At 76.3% G+C, this 19,950-nt stretch carries 22 protein-coding genes; 8 read left to right on the top strand and 14 right to left on the bottom strand.

Annotated features, from left to right (window positions below):
• Nucleotides 1-52: 52 nt before the first annotated feature.
• The gene (locus tag AB8M62_RS12925) at nucleotides 53-241 is read right to left on the bottom strand and encodes a DUF2795 domain-containing protein (protein ID WP_369055442.1); all 189 of its coding nucleotides are present in this window, start codon (nucleotides 239-241) and stop codon (nucleotides 53-55) included.
• A 41-nt stretch (nucleotides 242-282) separates the two neighbouring features.
• Nucleotides 283-1,101 (bottom strand): NAD-dependent epimerase/dehydratase family protein, encoded by an 819-nt coding sequence (locus AB8M62_RS12920; protein ID WP_369069813.1) that lies wholly within the window; start codon nucleotides 1,099-1,101, stop codon nucleotides 283-285.
• 163 nt (nucleotides 1,102-1,264) lie between these two features.
• On the opposite strand from AB8M62_RS12920, the gene AB8M62_RS12915 reads away from it, so the two are divergent.
• From AB8M62_RS12915 to AB8M62_RS12900, 4 genes are all read left to right on the top strand, one after another.
• Nucleotides 1,265-2,419 carry an aminotransferase class V-fold PLP-dependent enzyme gene (locus tag AB8M62_RS12915; RefSeq protein WP_369069833.1) on the top strand — a complete coding sequence of 385 codons (1,155 nt, stop codon included), beginning with the start codon at nucleotides 1,265-1,267 and terminating at the stop codon, nucleotides 2,417-2,419.
• 94 nt (nucleotides 2,420-2,513) lie between these two features.
• Nucleotides 2,514-2,819 (top strand): YtxH domain-containing protein, encoded by a 306-nt coding sequence (locus AB8M62_RS12910; RefSeq protein WP_369055438.1) that lies wholly within the window; start codon nucleotides 2,514-2,516, stop codon nucleotides 2,817-2,819.
• A 75-nt stretch (nucleotides 2,820-2,894) separates the two neighbouring features.
• Entirely contained in the window at nucleotides 2,895-4,733 is a 1,839-nt protein-coding gene (locus AB8M62_RS12905) for a thiamine pyrophosphate-requiring protein (protein ID WP_369069812.1), read from the top strand.
• Nucleotides 4,734-4,798: 65 nt separating this feature from the next.
• Entirely contained in the window at nucleotides 4,799-5,857 is a 1,059-nt protein-coding gene (locus AB8M62_RS12900; RefSeq protein WP_369055434.1) for an iron-siderophore ABC transporter substrate-binding protein, read from the top strand.
• A gap of 23 nt (nucleotides 5,858-5,880) precedes the next feature.
• Here AB8M62_RS12900 and AB8M62_RS12895 read toward each other — a convergent pair whose 3' ends face one another.
• The 11 genes from AB8M62_RS12895 to AB8M62_RS12845 form a co-directional block, all read right to left on the bottom strand.
• Nucleotides 5,881-6,450, bottom strand: coding sequence for a DUF6328 family protein (locus tag AB8M62_RS12895; protein WP_373694934.1), 570 nt, complete (start codon nucleotides 6,448-6,450; stop codon nucleotides 5,881-5,883).
• Complete coding sequence (locus AB8M62_RS12890; protein ID WP_369069811.1) at nucleotides 6,447-7,058, bottom strand: DUF1697 domain-containing protein; 612 nt, start codon at nucleotides 7,056-7,058, stop codon at nucleotides 6,447-6,449. Before AB8M62_RS12890 ends, AB8M62_RS12895 begins: the two co-directional genes overlap by 4 nt.
• A complete protein-coding gene (locus AB8M62_RS12885) occupies nucleotides 7,048-7,251 on the bottom strand; it encodes a hypothetical protein (protein WP_369055430.1) in 204 nt (67 codons plus the stop codon). Before AB8M62_RS12885 ends, AB8M62_RS12890 begins: the two co-directional genes overlap by 11 nt.
• Nucleotides 7,248-7,889, bottom strand: a complete 642-nt coding sequence (locus AB8M62_RS12880) for a methylated-DNA--[protein]-cysteine S-methyltransferase (protein WP_373694935.1) — start codon at nucleotides 7,887-7,889, stop codon at nucleotides 7,248-7,250. The genes AB8M62_RS12885 and AB8M62_RS12880 overlap by 4 nt, the downstream gene beginning before the upstream one ends.
• Nucleotides 7,890-7,968: 79 nt before the next feature.
• Nucleotides 7,969-8,547 carry an RNA polymerase sigma factor gene (locus AB8M62_RS12875; RefSeq protein WP_369069810.1) on the bottom strand — a complete coding sequence of 193 codons (579 nt, stop codon included), beginning with the start codon at nucleotides 8,545-8,547 and terminating at the stop codon, nucleotides 7,969-7,971.
• Nucleotides 8,548-8,596: 49 nt separating this feature from the next.
• On the bottom strand, nucleotides 8,597-9,490 hold the full coding sequence (locus tag AB8M62_RS12870; protein WP_369069809.1) for an alpha/beta hydrolase: 894 nt from the start codon (nucleotides 9,488-9,490) through the stop codon (nucleotides 8,597-8,599).
• Entirely contained in the window at nucleotides 9,487-10,641 is a 1,155-nt protein-coding gene (locus AB8M62_RS12865) for a Gfo/Idh/MocA family protein (protein ID WP_369069808.1), read from the bottom strand. Before AB8M62_RS12865 ends, AB8M62_RS12870 begins: the two co-directional genes overlap by 4 nt.
• Complete coding sequence (locus AB8M62_RS12860) at nucleotides 10,626-11,333, bottom strand: ThuA domain-containing protein (RefSeq protein ID WP_369055422.1); 708 nt, start codon at nucleotides 11,331-11,333, stop codon at nucleotides 10,626-10,628. Before AB8M62_RS12860 ends, AB8M62_RS12865 begins: the two co-directional genes overlap by 16 nt.
• 95 nt (nucleotides 11,334-11,428) lie before the next feature.
• Complete coding sequence (locus tag AB8M62_RS12855; protein WP_369055420.1) at nucleotides 11,429-12,316, bottom strand: carbohydrate ABC transporter permease; 888 nt, start codon at nucleotides 12,314-12,316, stop codon at nucleotides 11,429-11,431.
• 3 nt (nucleotides 12,317-12,319) lie between these two features.
• A complete protein-coding gene (locus tag AB8M62_RS12850; protein ID WP_369055511.1) occupies nucleotides 12,320-13,216 on the bottom strand; it encodes a carbohydrate ABC transporter permease in 897 nt (298 codons plus the stop codon).
• A 44-nt stretch (nucleotides 13,217-13,260) separates the two neighbouring features.
• Nucleotides 13,261-14,598: an extracellular solute-binding protein gene (locus AB8M62_RS12845; protein WP_369069807.1), complete on the bottom strand. Its 1,338-nt coding sequence runs from the start codon at nucleotides 14,596-14,598 to the stop codon at nucleotides 13,261-13,263.
• A 386-nt stretch (nucleotides 14,599-14,984) separates the two neighbouring features.
• On the opposite strand from AB8M62_RS12845, the gene AB8M62_RS12840 reads away from it, so the two are divergent.
• Entirely contained in the window at nucleotides 14,985-16,046 is a 1,062-nt protein-coding gene (locus AB8M62_RS12840) for a LacI family DNA-binding transcriptional regulator (RefSeq protein WP_369055510.1), read from the top strand.
• A gap of 62 nt (nucleotides 16,047-16,108) precedes the next feature.
• Nucleotides 16,109-17,038, top strand: coding sequence for a nucleoside hydrolase (locus AB8M62_RS12835; protein WP_369069806.1), 930 nt, complete (start codon nucleotides 16,109-16,111; stop codon nucleotides 17,036-17,038).
• A 19-nt stretch (nucleotides 17,039-17,057) separates the two neighbouring features.
• Here the strand turns inward: AB8M62_RS12835 and AB8M62_RS12830 are convergent, their stop codons facing one another.
• The gene (locus tag AB8M62_RS12830) at nucleotides 17,058-17,957 is read right to left on the bottom strand and encodes a Rieske (2Fe-2S) protein (protein WP_369069805.1); all 900 of its coding nucleotides are present in this window, start codon (nucleotides 17,955-17,957) and stop codon (nucleotides 17,058-17,060) included.
• A gap of 120 nt (nucleotides 17,958-18,077) precedes the next feature.
• Between AB8M62_RS12830 and AB8M62_RS12825 the strand changes: the two genes are divergently transcribed.
• Both AB8M62_RS12825 and AB8M62_RS12820 read left to right on the top strand, forming a co-directional pair.
• Nucleotides 18,078-18,806 carry an ANTAR domain-containing protein gene (locus AB8M62_RS12825; protein WP_369069804.1) on the top strand — a complete coding sequence of 243 codons (729 nt, stop codon included), beginning with the start codon at nucleotides 18,078-18,080 and terminating at the stop codon, nucleotides 18,804-18,806.
• A gap of 102 nt (nucleotides 18,807-18,908) precedes the next feature.
• A complete protein-coding gene (locus tag AB8M62_RS12820; RefSeq protein ID WP_369069803.1) occupies nucleotides 18,909-19,949 on the top strand; it encodes an NAD-dependent epimerase/dehydratase family protein in 1,041 nt (346 codons plus the stop codon).
• Nucleotide 19,950 lies beyond the last annotated feature (1 nt).

The raw sequence follows: 19,950 nt of genomic DNA, 5'->3' as shown, positions 1-19,950 counted from the left end.
TGGGTGGGTGAGGTCTCACCCGTCCATGATCACGGCGGGGGTGGCACAGGGGTCAGTTGAAGATCTCGGCCGACACGCCCGTCGGGCCCTCGTACTCGCGCTCGGGGATGCCCTTGACGGCCTCGAGCACCTCGCCCGACGCCCCGTTGCCCTCGGCGGCCTGCACGAGCGCGTCCTTGCTGGCCGGGTACTCGACGCCGTGCAGCGCCTTCTGGACGTCGATCGGGCTGACGCTGGCCATGCTGGTCTCCTCCCGCGGCCCGCGGGCGCGGGCCTGCGCGCTCAACCCTGCACGTCGCACGTGCCCAGCGCGAACCGGGTGAAGCTCCCCCCGACCACGTCCACCGGCACCGGCTCGCCCCCGGCGCGCTCCACCTCGGCGGCGAAGACCTCGGCGTCGTCGGCGGGCCGGTAGCCGATCGCCTCGCCCTCGGCCAGCGACCACCAGCGGCGGGTGTTGCGCGAGACGCCCCACACGAGGTGGAAGCCCGTGGTCGCCGGGTCGACGGACGCCTCGACGAGGCGGGCGCAGTCGTCGGGCGAGAGCCAGGTGGCCAGCTCGCGCACGTTCTGCGGCCGCTCCCGGCACGAGCCGATGCGCAGCGCGACGACGTCCAGGCCCGCGCGCTCGACGAACAGGCGCCCCAGGGACTCCCCGGCGGTCTTGGACCAGCCGTAGTAGGTGTCCGGGTGGAACGGGGCGTCGGCCGGCAGGTCGGCGTCGCCGCGGCGGGTCATGCCGACGGCGTGGTTGCTGGAGGCGAGCACGACGGTGCGCACGCCCGCGCGGGCGGCCTCGTCCAGCACCGTGAACGTGCCGTGGACGTTGACCTCCAGGACGTCGCGCCAGGGGCCCTCGACGCTGATGCCGCCGAGGTGGAGGACGGCGTCGACGCCCTCGACGGCGGCCGCCACGACGGCCGCGTCGGTGACCGAACCCTCGACGAGCTCGACGCCCGCCGGGTCCGCGCGATCGGCGAGCCCGTCCGGGTGGTGCAGGTCGAGCAGCCGCAGGCGGCGGTCGGGCCGCGCGGCGGCGAGGCGGTCGACGAGCAGGCGTCCGACGGTCCCGCTGGACCCGGTGATGAGCAGCCGTTGCACGTGCCGCACCCTAGCGCCCTGCCACCGACGTGGACAGCGTCCGGCCCGCTGGCCGGACAGCGGAACGCGCTGCTGGCACGATCCCGCCGTGACCACCGAGCCCACCCGTGCGACCGACACCGAGCACGCCGACGACCCCGCCGACGACCCCGCCGAGGACCTCGTGCCGGGCCTCGGCGCCGCCCACCGCGCCGCCCGCCCGCCGCGGACCCTGCGCCACCTGGACTCGGCCGCCGCCGGCCGCAGCAGCACCGCGGTCCTGGACGCCGTCGCCGCGCACACCCGCCGCGAGGCGGAGGCCGGCGGGTACGTGGCCGCCGCGGAGGCCGCCGGGGTCCTCGACGGCGCCCGGGCCGCTGTCCGCACGCTGCTGGGCTGGGACGAGGACGGGCACGGGGACGGGCACGGGGGCGGGCACGAAGGCTCGGTCGCCTGGACGCACTCCGCGCACGACGCCCTCCTGCACGTCCTGCTGGCCCGGCCCGGCGGCCCGCCGCGCACGGTCCTGCGCGCCCGCGGCGAGTACGGCCCCAACCTGACCCTCCTGGCGTCCGTCGGCGCGAGCGCCCCGGCGCTGCCCGCTCCCGACGCACCCGGCCCGCACCGCCTCGACCCCGCCGACCTGGCCGCGGCCCTGCGCGCGCGGCGCCCGGACCTGGTGCACCTGACGTGGCTGGGCAGCCACGCCGGCACCGTGCAGCCCGTGCCCGAGCTGGTCGCGGTGTGCGCGCGCGCCGGGGTGCCGGTCGTCGTGGACGCCGCGCAGGCCCTGGGCCACCTGGACGTGCGGCTGCCGCTGACCGGGGACCTGGCCGGCGCCGACGTCGTCGTCTACGCGACCTCGCGCAAGTGGCTGGCCGGCCCGCGCGGGGTCGGCCTGGTCGCCGCCTCCCCCGGCTCGGCGTGGCGCGGGCGCCTGGGCGACCGCTCCGAGGGGCACGTGGCCGGCCGGGTCGGGCTGGCCGCGGCCCTGGCCGAGCACCTCGCGCTCGGGCCGGAGCGCGTGCGCGCCGGGCTGGCGGCCGTGGGCCGCGCCGTGCGCGAGGGGCTGGCGGACGTGCCGGGCTGGACCGTCGTGGAGGACGCCGCCGAGCCGAGCGCGACGGTCACCCTGCGCCCCGACCGGGACGACGTCGACGTGCTCGCGGTGCGCGCGCGCCTGCTCGCCGAGCACGGCACCGTCACCACGGCCGCCGCGCGCGAGCGAGCGCCGGAGGAGATGACCCGCGACGTGCTGCGCGTGTCGGGGCACCTGGACACCACCGCCGGGGACGTCGCGGCGCTCGCGGCGGCGCTGACCGCGGTCACCGGGCGCTGAGCAGGCCGTCGACGGCGGCTCGGCGCGCGGGCCGCGGCCCGCGCTGCCAGAGTGGACGGGCGAGATCACGACCACGACCCCAGGGAGGCACGTGATGAAGGGCAAGGCCCTCTTCCTCGTCGCCGGCGCCGCCGGCTACGTCCTCGGCACCCGAGCGGGCCGGGAGCGCTACGACCAGATCGCCGCGGCCGCCGGGCGCCTGTGGGGCAACCCGAAGGTGCAGGAGAAGGTCGTCGACCTGCAGGACCGCGGGACCGACATGGCCAAGCAGGCCGGGGCGAAGCTGTCCGACTCCGCGGGAGCGGTGGCCGGGCAGGTCAAGGACAAGGTGACCTCCGGCGGCGGCAGCGGTGACGGCGCGCTGGGCGACCAGCACCACACCCGCATGCCCAGCGACTGACCAGCCCGCGACGGGCGCCGACGGCCGCCCCGCACCTGAGGTGCGGGGCGGCCGTCGCGCGTCGAGGGTGGGGCGATGAGCTCCCCCACGGTCGGTGACCACGTCGTCTCGCGCCTGGCCGCGTGGGGCGCGCGCCGCTTCTACGGCTACCCCGGCGACGGGATCGGCGGGGTGGTCTCCGCGATCGGCCGCGCCGTGGAGGCCGGCGAGGCGGAGTTCGTGCAGGTGCGCCACGAGGAGACCGCCGGCTTCGCCGCCACCGCGGACGTGAAGTACGGCGGCAGCCCGCTGGGCGTCGCGGTCGTCACCTCCGGGCCGGGCGCGGTCCACGTCCTCAACGGCCTGTACGACGCCAAGCTGGACCACGTCCCCGTCGTCGCCCTGCTGGGGCAGACCGCGACCCCCGCGCTGGGCTCGCAGTACTACCAGGAGCTGGACCTGGTCCGGCTGTTCGGCGACGTGGCCGGCGACTTCGTCTTCCAGGTCTCCGCGGCCAGCCAGGTGCAGCACGTGGTGGACCGCGCGGCCCGCACGGCCCGCGAGCGGCGCACGGTGACGGCCGTCGTGCTGCCCAGCGACCTGCAGGACGCCGACGCGGTGCTCCAGGTCCCCCACGGGCACGGGTACGTGAGCACCAGCGCGGTGCCGGGCTCGCTGCCGGGCGTCCCGCGGCCGGAGGCGCTGGCCCGGGCCGCGGAGGTGCTGCGCTCGGGCCGGCGGGTGGCGGTGCTGGCGGGAGCGGGTGCGCTGGGCGCGACCGAGGAGCTGACCGCCGTGGCCGACCGGCTGGGCGCGGGCGTGGCGAAGGCGCTGCTGGGCAAGGCGGTCCTGGACGACCGGCTGGACTGGGTGACCGGCGCGATCGGGCTGCTGGGCACGCGCCCGAGCTGGAACCTCATGCAGGAGTGCGACGTACTGCTGCTGGTCGGCACGACGATGCCGTACAGCGAGCACTACCCGCCGCCGGGGAAGGCGCGCGCCGTGCAGGTCGACGTCGACGGCACCCGCTGCGGGACGCGCTACCCCACCGAGGTCAACCTCGTCGGGGACGCGGCCGAGACGCTGCGGGCGCTGCTGCCGCTGCTGGAGGGCGCCGACCCGGACCCGTCGTGGCGCGAGGAGATCGCCGGGTGGAACCGCGACTGGCGGGCGTGGAGCGCCGAGCGGGCCCGCGCCGCCGCGGACCCGCTGAACCCCGAGCTGCTCGTGCGGGGGCTGTCCGAGCGCCTGAGCGACGACGCGATGATCGCCGTCGACTGCGGCACGGCGACCAGCTGGTACGCGCGCGACCTGGACCTGCGGCCGGGGATGCTGGCGTCCCTGTCGGGCACGCTGCTGTCGATGGGCGGCGGGATGCCGTACGCGCTGGCCGCCAAGCAGGCCCACCCGGACCGGCCCGTGCTGGCGCTGGTCGGGGACGGGGCGATGCAGATGAACGGCGTCAACGAGCTGATCACCGTGGCGCAGCGCTGGCGCGGGTGGGCGGACCCGCGGTTCGTCGTGGTGGTGCTGGACAACGCGGAGCTGTCGTTCGTGGCGTGGGAGGCGCGGGCGGTGCAGGCGGAGGTGCCGTTCCGGCCCGCGATGGAGGTGCCGTCCCTGCCGTACGACCGCTACGCCGAGCTGCTGGGGCTGGGCGGTCTGCGCGCGGACTCCCCCGAGGGCCTGGACGCCGTCCTGGACCGGGCGGTGGCCGCGCGCGAGCCCGTCGTCGTGCACGCCGTGGTCGACGCGAACGTGCCGATGATCCCGCCGCACACCACCCGGGAGCAGCTGGTGTCGACCGCGAAGGCCGTCGTCCGGCAGGCCGTGTCCTCCGACGCCGGGGAGCGCGCGGGCGCCCGCGAGATCGTCGTCGACGGGGTGCGGCAGACGGTGGGGGCGGCCGCCCGCGCGGTGCGCCGGCGGGACTGAGCGGCTGCCGGGTCGGGACCGGCCCCTCCGGCCCCTCTGAGTGAGGTGAGGCTACCCTCACGGACATGTCGATCACCGCTGACCTCCGTCCCGCCCGCCCCGCGCCCCTCCCCAGCCGCCGCGGCCTGCTCGCCGGCGCCGCGGGCACGGTGGGCGTGGTGGGCACGGCCCTGCTCGGCGCGGCCGGGTGCGCCGGCGACGCCCCCGCCGGACCGGTCGCGGCCACCGGCGCCGGGCCGGGCGGCCCGTTCCCGCTGACCTTCGAGAGCGAGTTCGGCACCACCGAGGTGCCCGCGGCGCCGCAGCGGGTCGTCAGCGTGGGCGTCAGCGACGCCGACGTGCTGCTGGCGCTGGGCGGGCAGCCGCTGGCGACGACCGGCTTCACCTTCTACCCGGAGACGGGGCTGGGGCCGTGGGCCGAGCCGCTGCTGACGGGGACGCCGGTGCGGCTGGGCTCCGACGCCGAGGTCAGCGTCGAGGAGGTCGCCGCGCTGCGCCCCGACCTCGTCCTGGCGGTCTCCTCCGGGCTGCAGGCGCCGCTGTTCGAGCAGCTGTCGCGGGTGGCGCCGGTCCTGGCCCGGCCCGCCGGCACGACCGCCTACGCCGTCGACCGGGCCGTCCAGACCCGGCTCATCGCCACGGCGCTCGGCCGGGAGGAGGCCGGGCGCCGGCTGGAGGAGGACGTCGAGCGGGCGTTCGCCGACGCCCGGGCGGCGAACCCCGAGTTCGCCGGGCGCACCGGCGTGGTGGCGCTGCCCTACGACGGGCGCTACGGGGTGTTCCTGCCCGGGGACGCGCGCGGGCAGGTGATGGCCGACCTGGGCTTCGCCCTGCCCGAGGCGGTGGCCGCCGCCGACACCGGCGACAGCTTCTTCGTGGAGGTCTCCCGCGAGCGCCTGGACCTGCTGGAGGCCGACGTCCTCGTCGTGCTCACCGACGACGGCTCGCGCGCGGGCGTGGAGACCGACGGCGTGCTCGCGTCCCTGGACGTCGTGCGCCGCGGCGCCCTGGTGCTGCCCGACCTCGACGTGCGCGGGGCGATGAGCTACGGCACCGCGCTGTCGGTGCCCTACGCGCTGGACCACCTCGTCCCGGCCCTGGCGGCGGCCCTGTCCGGGTCCTGAGCACCGGCCCGCCCGTGCCGCGGTCAGCCGCCGTTCTCGCGGCGGGCGAGCCGGACGGCGTTGCGGGGCATCACCCACCAGAACAGGACGACCAGCGCGGCGATGGTCGAGCCGGCCGCCACGCCCCACGCGCGCCCGAGGACGACGTCCACGACGAGCAGCACGACCCCGCTGACGACGAGCGCCACCGTCGTCAGCCCGGCCTTGGCGAAGCGGGTCCCAGCGTCCACGAGCCGGCGCTTGGACCGGCGGCGGAACAGGGCGCGGTGGTAGCCGACGGGGGCGACGAACAGGACGGTCGCCGTCACGGCCAGCAGCATCACGACGACGTAGACCGTGCGCTGGAAGGTGTCCAGCTCCGCGAAGCGCGCCTGGAACGGCAGCGTCAGCAGGAACCCGGTGAGCAGCTGGACGCCGGTCTGCACGACCCGCAGCTCCTGCAGCAGCTCGACCCAGTTGCGGTCCTGCCGCTCGGTGGGCGTCTCGCTGCGCAGCCCGGCGTACGGGTCGCCCGGGTCGGCGGGAGCAGCGGCACCGGTGGGGCCGGCGGGGCCGGTGGGGACCGCGGAGCGGCCGGTCGAGGGGTCGGTCACGGGGCCTCCGCCGCGGTGAGCACCCGGCGCAGCGTGCGCACGGTGCGGGTGGTGACGTGCGGCTTCCAGCGCGCCGCGGCCAGCGCCCGCGCGAAGGGCGTGTCCGTGCTCGAGCCGGCCGGCACCGCCCAGTACAGGACGTCCCCGGCCAGCCGCACGCGCTCGCGCTCGCCGACGGGGGCGGTGGCGTGCAGGTCAGCCAGCCGCGCGGGGTCGGAGGTGAGGACGCAGTGCTCCCGCACCCCCTCCTCGTGCCCGAAGGGCCACCCGTCGGCGACCTCGGCCAGGCGCGCGGGGGTCATCGCCACGACCCACGCCTCGTACCCGAACCCCGCCCGCAGCGCCGCCTCCGCCCGCGCGCGCACCACCTCCGCGCCGTCCGCGCCGCCCTCGCCGTCGTCGCCGGCCGGGCCCGCCTCGCCGGCCTCGTCCGCCACGTCCACGACCGCGTTGCCGGAGGCCAGGACGGTGCGCACGCCGGTGAACCCCGCCCCGGTCAGGCACGCCGACAGGGCGGCGCCGCGGACGGTGATCCGGCCGACGTTCACCCCGCGCAGCAGCAGCACCCAGCGCACCGCGGGCCTCCCGCTCGTCCGCTCACGCGCCACCAGCGGGCTCGTCGGCGTCGTCCGGGTCGTCCACCGGGACGTCGCGCTCGTCGGCGTCGCTGGGCTCCGGGCGCTCGCCCGACGGCTCGCGCACCCGCTCGACGGCCTCCTCGACGGCCTCGGTGTCCTCGGGCCGCAGCGCGGGGTCCGGCGCGTAGTCGGGCGCGTCGTGCTCGCTGACGTCCTCGCTCACCGGTCACCTCCCGCTCGGGCACCGCGCGGTGCTCCACCCTCGTCCCGATCGTGCCGCGCCCCCTCCAGGAGCAGCAACCGCAGCTTCACGTCGGCCCCGCCCAGGTACTGCCCGGCGCGGCCGTCGCTGCGCACGACCCGGTGGCAGGGCACCACCAGCGGCAGCGGGTTGCGCGCGCACGCGGTCCCGACGGCGCGCACGGCCGCCGGGCTGCCCGAGGCCGCCGCCACCTGCGCGTACGTGGCGGTCCCGCCGTAGGGGATGCGCCGCAGCGCGGCCAGCACCTCGCGGCGGAAGCCGCCGCGCGCCAGCGCCAGGTCCAGCGGCACGTCCACCGCGCGCCGCCGCCCGGCCAGGTAGGCGTCCAGCTGGCGGGCGGCCTCGTCCAGTCGTCCCGGCGCGTGCAGCACGCGCGGGCTGACGCGGTCGGCGAGGTCCTGCAGCACCGCCTCGTGCCCCTCGACGGCGAACGCCACGCGCACCAGCCCGCGCGGGGTGGCCGCCAGCAGCAGCGGCCCCAGCGGGCCGTCCACGACCCGGTAGGCGACGTCGAGCAGCTGCTCGGCCTCCGCCCGGCGCACCAGGTCCCGCAGGAGCCGCTCGACCGCGCTGCCCCCCCGGTGCTCCCCGTCGTCCAGAGCCCCGTCCAGAGCCCCGTCGAGAGCCCCGTCCAGAGCCCCGTCGAGAGCCCCGTCCAGAGCCACGTCCAGCTCCACGTCACCGCCCACGGAGCACCCCCTGCGTCGTCGACCGCTGCTCGTGCGTCCCACCCGCCGCGCCCGCCCCGCCCGGGGCGTCGTCCGGGTCCGCCGTCCAGGTCCGCCGCAGGGCCCGCACCCCGTCGGAGGCGGCCCGGCGGGCGGCCGCGGGCGTGCCGCCCACCAGGGCGGCGACCTCGGCGTGCGGAAGCCCGGCGAGGTGGTGGTAGGCCACGCAGCGGCGCTGCTTGTCCGGCAGCGCCGCCACGGCCTCCCACAGGTCCTCGCGCCAGGAGCCGGGGCCGGGCACCGCGCCGGCGCGGTCCCCCTCCTCGGGCAGCGCCCCCACGGGCACGGGCCGGCGGCGGCGGGCGCGGTGGTCGTCCAGGGCCTTGCGGTGGGCGATCGTCACCAGCCAGGCGCGCACGTCGCTGCCCGGCGGCAGCCGCGGGTAGGCGCGCAGCGCGGCGAGGAAGGTCTCCGACCAGGCGTCGTCGGCCGCGTCGAGGCCGACCACGGCGCGGCACACCCGCAGCACCGCCGGCCCGTGCCGCCGCACGACCGCCTCGAAGGGCTCCGGGCCCCGCTCCGCTCTCACACCCGGTAGACGTCCGGGAGGGCCGCGGTGTGAGGTCGCGGGTGCGGTCTCACACCGCGGTGTCGGCGGGGGCGCCGGCGCGGTGCTCGGCGTACCACCGGCTCAGGCGCTGCAGGCTGCGCGCGCAGGAGAGCTCCTCGGGGCGGTTGAGGTGCCCGTGCACGGTGCCCTCCTCGACCTCCACGCGCACCGGGACGGCGGCCTGGCGCAGCGTGCGGGCGAAGTCCTCGCCCGAGGGCCGCAGGCCGTCGACGTCGCCGAGCAGGACGTAGGTGGCCGGGAAGGCGGCGACGTCCTCGGGCCGGGCGGCACCGGGCACGGCGGCCAGCGGCACGTCCACGGCGCCCTCACCGCCCGCGCCGGAGGTCTCCAGCAGCGCGGGGCCGAGGAGGTTGGCGTACATGCCGCGCACCTGCTCCGGGCCCCAGCGGTCCTGCGCCGGCAGCGACAGCAGCGCGGCGGCCAGGTCGTCGCCGGGCGGCGGCTGCACGACGTGCAGCGTCGGGTAGGCCAGCACCAGCGAGCGCGGCACCGCGCGCCCGCGCTCCAGCAGGCGCAGCACGGCGCCCGCGGCCAGGTTGGCGCCGGCCGAGCACCCGCCCAGGTGGACGGGTGCACCGCCGGCGCGGGTGGTGACGAGGTCCCACGCGGCGAGCACGTCGTCGGAGGGCACGGGCCAGCGCACCGGCCAGCGGGGGCTGTCCTCCAGCCGGGTGGCCAGCCGGTGGTCGACGGTGACGACGGTCAGGCCGGCGTCGGCGGCCAGCCACCGCGCGACCCCGTCGGCCTCGTGCATGTCGAGGTCGCCGGCGACGAACCCGCCGCCGTGGACCCACAGCAGCCAGCCGTCGCCGGCCCCCGGGTGGACGCGGACCGGGACGGGCCCGTGGGGGCCGTCGGCCTCCAGCCCCCGCCAGCCGCCGTCCACCCGGGTGCCGCTCACGCGCCGACGGCCGCGGCGGTGAGGTCGACCGGGGAGGCGATCGCCTCCGGTCGCTCGCACGTCGTGGTCAGCTCGACCGAGCCGCGCGTGGCGGCGGCGCGCTGCACGGACTCCATGACGTCCAGGACGTGCAGCGCGACCTCGTCGCTGGCGCGGTGCGCGCGGCCCTCGCCCAGCGCCACCGCCAGGTCGGCCAGGCCGTAGCCGCGGCCGGCGTCGAGGTAGCCCGCCCGCACACCGGCGTCGCGCCAGTTGGCCTCGTGGTCGGCGCCGGGGCCCGGCTCGGGGGCGCTGGCCGCCGAGTAGACCTCCACGGTGCCGTCGAAGAGGTTTGGGTCGGGCACGGACAGCGAGCCGCCGGTGCCGTGGACCTCGATGCGCGGCAGCCGCGCCGCCCAGGTGTCGAAGCTCATGACGAGCGTGGACACGGCGCCCGAGGCGTGCACGAGGATCCCCGCGGTGGAGGAGTCCGTGGTGACCTCGAAGCTCTCCCCGGCCCGCGGGCCGCGGCCGATCGTGCGGGTCGGCGAGGGGCGCCAGGAGACGCCGACGACGCGCTCGACGGGACCGAGCAGGTGCACCAGCGAGGTGATGTAGTACGGCCCCATGTCCAGCAGCGGGCCGCCGCCCGGCTGGTAGTAGAAGTCGGGGAAGTGGTGCCAGCGCTCGTGCCCGGGCGTGGTCATGAACGCCGTGGCCGAGTGCGGGACGCCGATCTCGCCGGCGTCGACGACGGCGCGGGCGGTCTGCACGCCGGTGCCCAGGACGGTGTCGGGCGCGCAGCCGACGCGCAGCCCGGCGGCCGCGGCGGCCTCGACGACCCCGCGGCCCTCGGCCACGTCCATCGCCAGCGGCTTCTCGCCGTACACGTGCTTGCCGGCGGCCAGCGCCTGCAGCGCGATCTCGGCGTGCGTGCGCGGCAGCGTGAGGTTGAGGACGACGTCGACGTCGTCGGCGGCCATCAGCTGCGGCAGCTCCAGGACGCGGGCGCCCTCGTGCTCGGCGGCCAGGGCGCCGGCCCGCTCGGCCGACAGGTCCGAGACCGCGGTGACGCGCAGCTGCGGCAGCCGCTGCAGGCACGCGGAGTACTGCGCGCTGATCGTGCCGGCGCCGACGACGCCGACGCGCAGCGGGTTCACCGTGCCGCCCACAGCAGGCCCCTCTCGATGATGGTCTTGACGTTCTCGTCCTTCAGCACCTCGACGTTGTGCCCGGGGGTGCTGACGAACATGCGCCCCTTCCCCCACTGGCGGGTCCAGATCGCCGGGGAGGTCACGGGGCGGTGCCAGGGGTCCCACGCGCGCACGGCCTGGGTCGTGGTGGCCAGCACGTCGAGGTAGTCGTCGGTCAGCACCCAGTACTGCTCGGTGACCAGGTCGAAGTCGCCGATGCCCTGCGTGATGGGGTGGTCGGCGGCCGCGGGCAGCATCTCGACGCGGTAGGGGACGTAGTTGTCCGACTGCTCGCCGGTGAGCTCCTCGGGGGCCTTGCCCGGGTGGCAGGCGAACTGCCCGCCGATGAAGTGCAGGTAGTCGGAGGAGTTGCGGTAGGAGTCCGCGATCCCGCCGTGCCAGCCGGCCATCCCGGTGCCGTTCGCGACGGCCGTCATCAGGCCGGCGAGCTGGTCCTTCTCGATCGTGCTCATCGTGTTGCACTGCACGACCAGGTCCACCCCGGCCATGTAGTCGCCGTCGGCGTAGACCTCGGGCGAGCCCTCGACGCGGACGGTGAACCCGTTCGCCTCCAGGTGCGGGATGAACAGGTCGGTGGCCTCGACGGGCTGGTGCCCGTCCCAGCCGCCTCGGACGACGAGCGCGGAGCGCCCGCCCGCGGGGGATGTCACAGGAGGTCCTTCCGGGTGCGGTGCGAACAGGTGGTCCCCGGGGCCCGCCGGGCCCCGGGGACGGTGTCGTGCGGTCGTGCGGTCGTGCGGTGGGGCTACTTGGAGAAGCCCGCGGTGAGGCCGGCGATGAGCTGGCGGCGGCCGACCACGTACAGGACGAGGATCGGCAGGGTGCTCAGCACGACCGCGGCCAGGACGGCCGGGATGTTGACCGTGTACTGGCCCTGGAACGTCCACAGCGCGAGCGGCAGCACGCGCTTGTCGGGGCTCTGGGTCAGGACCAGCGGCAGCAGGAAGCCGTTCCAGACCTGCAGCGCGTTGTAGATGCTCACCGTGACGATCGCGGGACGGGTCAGCGGGAACGCCAGGCGCCACATGCTGCCCCACTCGCTGGAGCCGTCCAGGCGCATGGACTCGAACAGCTCGTTGGGCACGTCGCGGATGAAGTTGCTCAGCAGCAGGACGGACAGCGGGATGGCGAACGCGATCGAGGGCAGGATCAGCGCCCAGAGCGTGTCGTACAGCTCCATCCGGATGATGATCAGGTAGACGGGGATGATCGTCGCCTGCAGCGGGATGGCCAGCCCCATGAGGAAGATGCCGTTGACGGTGCGCAGGAACCGCCCGCCGCCGCCGCGCACGATGGCGAAGGCCGCCATGAACGACATGAGGATGGCCGGCACCACCGTGCCCACGGTGATGATGACGCTGTTGAGGAAGTAGCGGGCGATGTCCGACTCGATGACCTGCTGGTACGCCGCGAAGGTGGGGTTCTCCGGCAGCGACAGCGGGTTGGTGCGGAAGTACTCCGACTGCTCCTTGAAGCTGGTGACCAGGATCCAGTAGATCGGGACGATGATGATCGCCAGCCAGATCCACCCGGCCAGGCCGCCGAGGTAGTTGCGCGAGGTGCTGGTGGCACCGCGCCGGCTGGCGCGCGGCGCCGCCTTGGTCTCGGGGGGCGTGTCGACCGTCGTGGCCATGGGTCAGGCCCCTTCCAGCTGGCTGCTGTTCGCGTCCTTGCCGCCCAGGCGCCGCAGGAGCAGCGCGAGGGCGAGACCGACCAGCACGAGGATGACGGCGATCGCGCTGGCCTGCCCCATGAGGCTGGCGCGGAAGCCGCGCAGGTACATGTCCAGGGCCAGCGCCCGGGTGGCGTTGCCCGGTCCGCCCTGCGTCAGGACGAAGATGAGGTCGAAGAACGTCAGCGACCCGACGACCATCAGCGTCGAGGACGTGATGATCGTGTACTTCAGCTGCGGCACGGTGATGTGGAAGAACTGCTTCACGCGCCCGGCGCCGTCCAGCTGCGCCGCCTCGTACATCGAGGCCGGGATCTGCCGCACGCCGCCCTGGTAGATCAGGGAGTGGAACGGCACGAACTGCCAGGAGACGACGAAGATGACCACGCCGAGGGCGAGCCAGCGCCGGCCCAGCCAGTCCTGGTCGAGGATGCCCAGCCCGAGGCTGGCGCCGATGCCGAAGTTCGGGTCCAGCAGCGCCTTGTAGACGATGGCGATGGCGGCCGAGCTCAGCAGCAGCGGGATGAAGTACAGGACCGCCAGGAACGCCCGGTAGCGCTGGTAGCCGGCGGTGAAGACGCCGATGAGCAGGCTGATGGGCGTCTGGAAGAGCCAGGACAGCGCCATGATGAGGAAGGTCACCAGCAGGGCGTTGGGCAGCTCGGGGTCGCGCAGGACGGCCGTCCAGCTGCTCAGGCCGGCGAACTCGACCGGGCCGATGCCGTCCCAGTCGGTGAAGCTGAGGGCGAAGACGCCGACCAGCGGGACGATGCCGAAGAAGGTGAAGAAGGCCAGCGCCGGCAGGACGAGCCACCACAGCGTGCCGGTCCCGCCGGTCTTGGAGCTCCCGCGGTGCCCCACCGCCGCGGCCGGACGGGCCGCGGCGGTGGTGCTGGCTGCGCTGCTCACTGGGCCGTGGCCGCGTTCATCGCGTCGGCGAACTGCTGCGGGGTGTACCCGTCCGGGTTGCCGAACAGCTGCTCGATGTTGGTCAGCAGCTCCTGCGCCGCGGTCGGGCTCAGGGCCTGGTCCCAGGACATGCCGAAGAAGGAGGCGTTGACGGCGGTGTCGTAGACGAAGGACAGGAACTCGCCGTCCTCGGCCGCCGCGAGCTGGTCCTCGACGCCCTTGAGGATCGGGACCTCGCCGCCCTCGTTGATGAAGGCCTCGGCGATCTCCTCGGTGAGGACGCCGTTGGCCAGGTAGTCGCGGGCGATCTCCTTCTGCTCGTCCGTGGCGTTCGCGGAGATCGAGTAGTACTGCGCCGGGTTGCCGACGGTGCTGGTCGGGTCGCCCGCGCCGCCGGTGACGACGGGGAAGGACTGGTAGCCCAGGTTGCCGCCGGAGACGAAGTCCCCGCCGTCGGCCTTGATGGAGCCGAAGCACCAGCTGCCCTGCAGCAGCATCGCCGCGCGGTCGGTGTACAGCAGCGCCTGGTCGGCGTTCTGGTCGGCGACGATGGAGTTGTAGCCCTCCACGAAGCCGCCGGCGCGCACGAGGTCCTGGGCGGCGGTGAGCGCCTGCAGGACGGCCGGGTCCGACCACGCGTCGGGGGCGCTGTCGTTGATCGCCTGGTAGGCGTCCTGGCCGGCGATGCGCAGGACGAGGAACTCCAGCCACATCATCGTGGTCCAGCGCGACTGGCCGGCCAGCGAGATGGGGGCGATGCCGGCCTCGGTGAAGACGGGCACGAGGGCGAGCAGGTCGTCCCAGGTCTGCGGCGGCTGGGCGCCGACCTGGTCGAACAGACGCTTGTTGTAGTACAGGAAGACGGGCTGCACGGTCTCGTGCGGAACCGCGTAGATGGCGCCGTCGACGATGCCCGGGTTCCACGCCGCGTCGAACAGGCGCGTGCGGACGTCGGGGTTCTCCTCGATCCAGCTGGTGAGGTCCTCGATCTGGCCGGCCTGGGCCCAGTCGCGGACGCTGCCGCCGCCCCAGCTGAAGATGAGGGTGGGCGCCTGGCCCGCGCCGATGGAGGTGCGGATCTTGGTCTTGTAGGCGTCGTTCTGGTAGGCGACGGGGGCGAGCTGGCCGGTCTCGGAGGACTCGTTGAAGCTCTCCACCGACTGGTTGCGGATCGCCTCCTTCGGCTCACCGGTGAGGAACCAGATGGAGGCCTCGCCCTCCGCGGCCTGGCCGGGCCCGGAGGACCCGCCGCAGGCGGTCAGGGCCGTCGCGGCGAGGGGGGTCGCCATGGCCAGGGTCAGGAAGGACCGACGAGAAGTTCGCTGCTGATCCACTTCGATCTCCGATGCGCCGAGCCGCTCCCTCGCGGCTGCTCCGTCCGACGGGGTCGTGGGTGACCGCGCCGGGGGCCGAGGCCCCGATTGCTGTCGCGACGTTGCCGAAAGCTTTCGACCCCGCCGTCGTCGCAGCGACCATAGGAGCCCGATCCGGCCCGGTCAAGCGAGTCGCCCGAAGAGACCGTGAGAGCGTGCTCTTCCAGCGTTGGAACGGCCTGGGCTGCGACGACGCGGCCACCGGCACGGCACGGCGGGGTCTCGAAACGGTCTCGAAAACTTGCGGTGGCGAGTGCTGGTCGCGGCGGTCGCCGCGGAGCTACAGTCGTCGCCGGCGAGGACGCGACGTCGCGACCTCCGACGACGGGAGGCACCTCGTGACGGAACTGCAGCGGGAACCCGCCCGCACCCGCGGCCGTCCCGCGCTGGCCCCCCGGGGCCGCCCCACGCTGGCGACGATCGCCGCGTCGGCCGGCGTGTCGGTCGCCACCGTCTCTAAGGTCGTCAACGGCCGCGACGACGTGTCGGCGGAGACCCGGGCGGCGGTCGAGGCGCTCCTGCGCGCCCACGACTACAACCCCCCGGTGGCCCGGCGCACCCCCGCCGCCACGACGGTGGAGTTCCTCGTGCACGGCGACTTCGGCGCCTACCAGACCCAGATCATCGACGGGGTGGTGGCCGGCGGCGAGGAGGTCGGCGCCTCGGTCGTCGTCGGCAAGCTCGTCGACGGCCGTCCCGGCACGGCACCGCGCGCGTGGGCGCGCGAGCTGGCCGCCGCCGGGCGCAGCGGCGTCGTGGTGGTCACCGGCGAGCTGTCCGCCGCCCACGTGGACGCCCTGGAGCACGCCCGCCTGCCGCTGGTCGTCATCGACCCGCTGAACCTGCCGCGCCGCGAGGTCGTCAGCGTCGGCTCGACGAACTTCGCCGGCGGCATGACCGCCACCCAGCACCTGCTGTCCCTGGGGCACCAGCGCATCGCCTTCGCGGGCGGGCCGCCGGGCTCGGGGTGCAACCAGGCGCGGCTGCACGGGTACCGGGCGGCCATGGAGGTCGCCGGGCTGCCGGTGCGGCCCGAGCACGTGCTGCACGACGACTTCCAGTTCGAGTCCGGGCGCCGCCTCGGCGCGCAGCTGCTGGCGCTGCCCGACCCGCCGACCGCCGTCGTCGGCGCCTGCGACACGCTGGCGCTGGGGGTCATGGAGGCGGCCCGCGTGCGGGGCCTGCGGGTGCCCGACGACCTCAGCATCACCGGCTTCGACGACACCGAGCTGGCCGGGGTGTCCACCCCGCCGATGACGGTGATCCGCCAGCCGCTGCGCGAGATGGGCCGCGTGGCGGTCCGCACGCTGCTGCGGATGGCCGCGGGCGAGGAGCTGGACTCCCACCACGTCGAGCTGGCCACCGAGCTCGTCGTGCGCGGGTCCACCGGCCCGGTGCCGTCGCGGTGAGCGCCGGGGCCGGCGCTGCGGCGGGTGCGGCGGGCGGGGCGGGAGGCGCCCGGCACCGGGTCGTGCTGGACACCGACCTGTCGCTGGGCGAGCCGGGCAGCGAGGTCGACGACGGCTTCGCCCTCGCGCTGGCCCTGGCCGACCCGGGGATCGACCTGGCGGCCGTGACGACGGTCTACGGCAACACCGACCTGTCCTCGGTCACGACCCTGACGCTGGACCTGCTGCACCGGCTGGGGGCCGCGGGCGTGCCGGTGCACGCGGGCGCGGACCGCCCGCTGCTGCGCCCGGGCCCGCCGCCGGGCCGCGTCCCGGCGGGCACGCCCGTGCGCGCGCCCGCCTCCACCCGGGCGGCCGCGGTCCTCGTCGACGTCGTGCGCTCGGCGCCGGGCGCGGTGACGGTCGTGGCGATCGGGCCGCTGACCAACGTGGCGCTGGCCGCGCGCCTGGACCCCGGCTTCGCCGCCGACGTGGGCCGCCTGGTCGTCATGGGCGGCACGTACCTGTCCCCCGCGCCCCGGGCCGGGATGCCCGGGGAGTTCAACGTCTGGAACGACCCGGAGGCCCTGCGGATCGTCCTCGACGCCGGGCTGGTGCCCGACCTGGTCGGCCTCGACGTGACGCTGCGGGTGCGGCTGACCCGCGAGCGCGCGCGGGAGATGGCCGCCGACGGGCGGCCGTTCCCGGCCTTCGCCGGCGAGCACGCGCTGGCCTGGATCGACCGGCTGGAGCGCGACGGGGAGGAGCGGGGCGGCTCCTGCGCGCTGCACGACCCGCTGGCCGTGGCCGTCGTCACCCGCCCGGACCTGGTGGTCTGGCGCGACGCGCACGTGGTGGTGTCCACGGACGACGCGCTGCGCGGCGCGGTCCTGGCCGACCTCGCCCCCGCGCCCGACGGCGGTGACGGGCCGCGCCGCAACGCCCGCGTCGCCGTCGACGTGGACCCCGCGGCCTTCACCGAGCACTTCACCGCCTGCCTGGCCCGCGGCTGAGCCGCGGGCGCGCGGTCCGTCAGGGCTTCGGCGGGCCCTCCACGCGCCCGAGCACGCGCCCGCCGCGCACCCGCACGGCCACCACGGGCTGCGGGGCGGTGCCGGGGCCGTCGAGGACCTCGCCGTCGGTGAGGGAGAACGCCGTGCCGTGCCAGGGGCAGACCAGCGCGGTGCGCCCGTCCACGTCGCGGACCTCCCCGTCGTGCAGCGGGCCGCCCAGGTGGCTGCACGTGTCGACCAGGCCGTGCACGCGCGCGCCGCGGCGCAGCAGGCACACGGGCGCGTCACCGACCCAGCGCTGGGTCGGCACGCCCTCGGGCAGCTCGTCCAGAGACCCCAGGTCGGTGGAGCCGTCGGCGTCGGCGGGCGCCAGCTCGGCCAGGTGCGGCAGGTGCTCGGCGTGGTTCGGGCCGGCGGCCCAGCGGTAGGCCAGGTGCCCGCCCAGGGCGCCCGCCGCGCCGGCGGCCAGGGTGCCGGCGGTGCGCAGCAGCGGGGCGCGCCGGCCGCCGACCAGCGACAGCGACCACAGCGCCACGGCGACCGCGTTGCCGGCGGCGTGCACGAGCGCGGTGCGCTGCTGGTCCTCGTGCAGCCCCGTGTAGTCGGCCCAGCCCATCGCGGCCGTGGGCCCGGCGGCGGCCACGCTGACGGCTGTCAGCCCCCGCGCGGGGGCGCCCAGGGCCCGTCCGCCGGGCAGCACGACGGCGGCCGCGTCCAGCAGCAGCGCCGAGACGGACGTGCCGACGGGCAGCATCGCCGCGGCCGGGTGCAGCGGGTGCCCGGCCGGGCGCCCGTGCAGCCACCCGCGCACCCGCCCGCCCGGGAGGACCCGGTCGGCGGTCTCCTTGGCGCGGGCGGCGAGCGGGTCGAGGACCGTCAGCCGGCTGGGGGCGTCGAAGACGCGCTGCAGGACGCTCACCGGCCCCTCCTACCCCCTCGCGCCCCCCGTCATGCGCGGCGCGGGGCGACCTGGCAACCTTGTCGCGTTTCCGCACCCCCCGTTGAGCAGCAGCGGTCCCCCGAGGAGGTCTGCGCTGTGATGCCCGTCCGAGCCGACGCCGTCGCCGCCGCCGTCAACGACGTGGCGCAGGTGCTCGCCGCCCACGGCGACCCGCTGGACCTGGCCCACCGGCTCGTCCACCACTGCCAGGACCTGCTGCGCGCCGACTCCGTCGGCCTCCTCCTGGACGACGGCACCGGCTCGCTGCACCTGCTGGCCGCCTCCTCCAGCGAGACCCGCGTGGTGGAGCTGTACCAGCTGCAGCAGGACGAGGGACCGTGCCTGGACGCCTACCGCAGCGGCCGCACGGTGGACGTCACCAGCCGCGCGGCCCTGCGCGAGCGCTGGCCCCGCTTCGCGGTCCTGGCCGAGCGGGAGGGCATCTCCTCGGTGCACACCGTCCCGCTGCTGGTGGGCGGGCGGGTCGTCGGCGCGCTGAACCTCTTCCGCCGCGAGGAGGGCGGTTTCGAGGCCGTCGAGCGCGACGTCGCGCAGGCGATGGCCTCCTTCGGCGCCGTGGGCATCACGCAGCTCGAGCACGTCGCCGAGAGCAGTCGCGTGCGCGCGCAGCTGCAGGAGGCCCTGGACAGCCGCGTCCTGCTGGAGCAGGCCAAGGGCGTGCTGGCCGAGCGGCACGGCGTCCACCCCGACGACGCCTTCGCCCGCCTGCGCGGGGAGGCGCGCGCGAGCCGGCGGCGGCTGCGCGACGTCGCGCAGGAGGTCGTGGACCGGCTGGGCGCCGGCGACGACACGCCCGCACCGGTCTGACGCGGCGCCGCGCGGGCGCCGCGCGGTGCGCTCGCGGGCCGTCCGCGGGGGCCGGCGGGCACCGCACGTTCGCCGCGGGCGCGTTCCGGGTAGGGGCCCGGCATGCGCATCGCCGTGACCGGAGCCTCGGGCAACGTCGGGACCGCTCTGCTGCGCCGCCTGTCGGGCGCGGGGCACGAGCTGGTCGGGATCAGCCGGCGCCCGCCCGACGCCACCGCCGAGCCCTACGACCGGGTCGAGTGGCACCACCTGGACGTCGCCGCCGACCCCGCCCCGCTGCGCGCGGCCCTGCGCGGCTGCGACGCCGTCGTCCACCTCGCCTGGCTCATCCAGCCCAGCCGCGACGAGCGGGAGCTGACCCGCGTCAACGTGGGCGGCTCGCGCGCCGTGGTGCGCGCCGCCCTCGACGAGGGCGTCCCGCACCTGGTGCACGCCTCCTCGGTGGGCACCTACTCCGACCACCCGCACGACGACTCCCCCGTCGACGAGAGCTGGCCCGTGCACGGCGGGGTGCGCTCGCTGGAGTACTCGCGCAGCAAGGCCGCGGTCGAGGCGCACCTGGACGAGGTGGAGCGCGAGCACGACCAGCTGGCGGTGGCGCGCGTGCGCCCCGCGCTCGTCCTGCAGCACGACGCGGCCAGCGCGATCGGCCGGTACTTCCTGGGCGCCCTGGTGCCCACCCGCCTCGTGCGGCGCGTGCCGCTGCCGGTGCTGCCCCTGCCGCGGCGGCTGCGGCTGCAGGTCGTGCACGCCGACGACGTGGCGGACGCCTTCGCCCGGGTCGTGGAGCGGGGCGCGCGCGGCGCGTTCCACGTCGCCGACGAGCCGGTCCTCGGCGGGCGCGACATCGCCCTGGCGCTGCGCGCGCGGCGCCTGCTGGCGCTGGACCACCGCCTGACGCGCGCGGCGGTCGCGGCCAGCTACCGCGCGCGCGTGCACCCGGTCCCGCCGGGCTGGCTGGACCTGGGGCTGTCCGTGCCCGTCATGGACACCGCCCGGGCGCGCACCGAGCTGGGCTGGGAGCCGCGCCACCGCTCCGGCGACGTGCTGCGCGAGCTGCTGGAGGGGCTCGCGCAGCACGGCTCGAACCCCTCCCCCGTCCTGCGCCCGCGCGGCGCGGGAGGCTCGCGCGTCGGGGTCTGAG

Source organism: Kineococcus terrestris, assembly GCF_041020755.1.
Taxonomy (GTDB): domain Bacteria; phylum Actinomycetota; class Actinomycetes; order Actinomycetales; family Kineococcaceae; genus Kineococcus; species Kineococcus terrestris.
The sequence above is the reverse complement of the archived record's forward strand: the minus strand, read 5'-3'. Positions and strand labels throughout refer to the sequence as shown.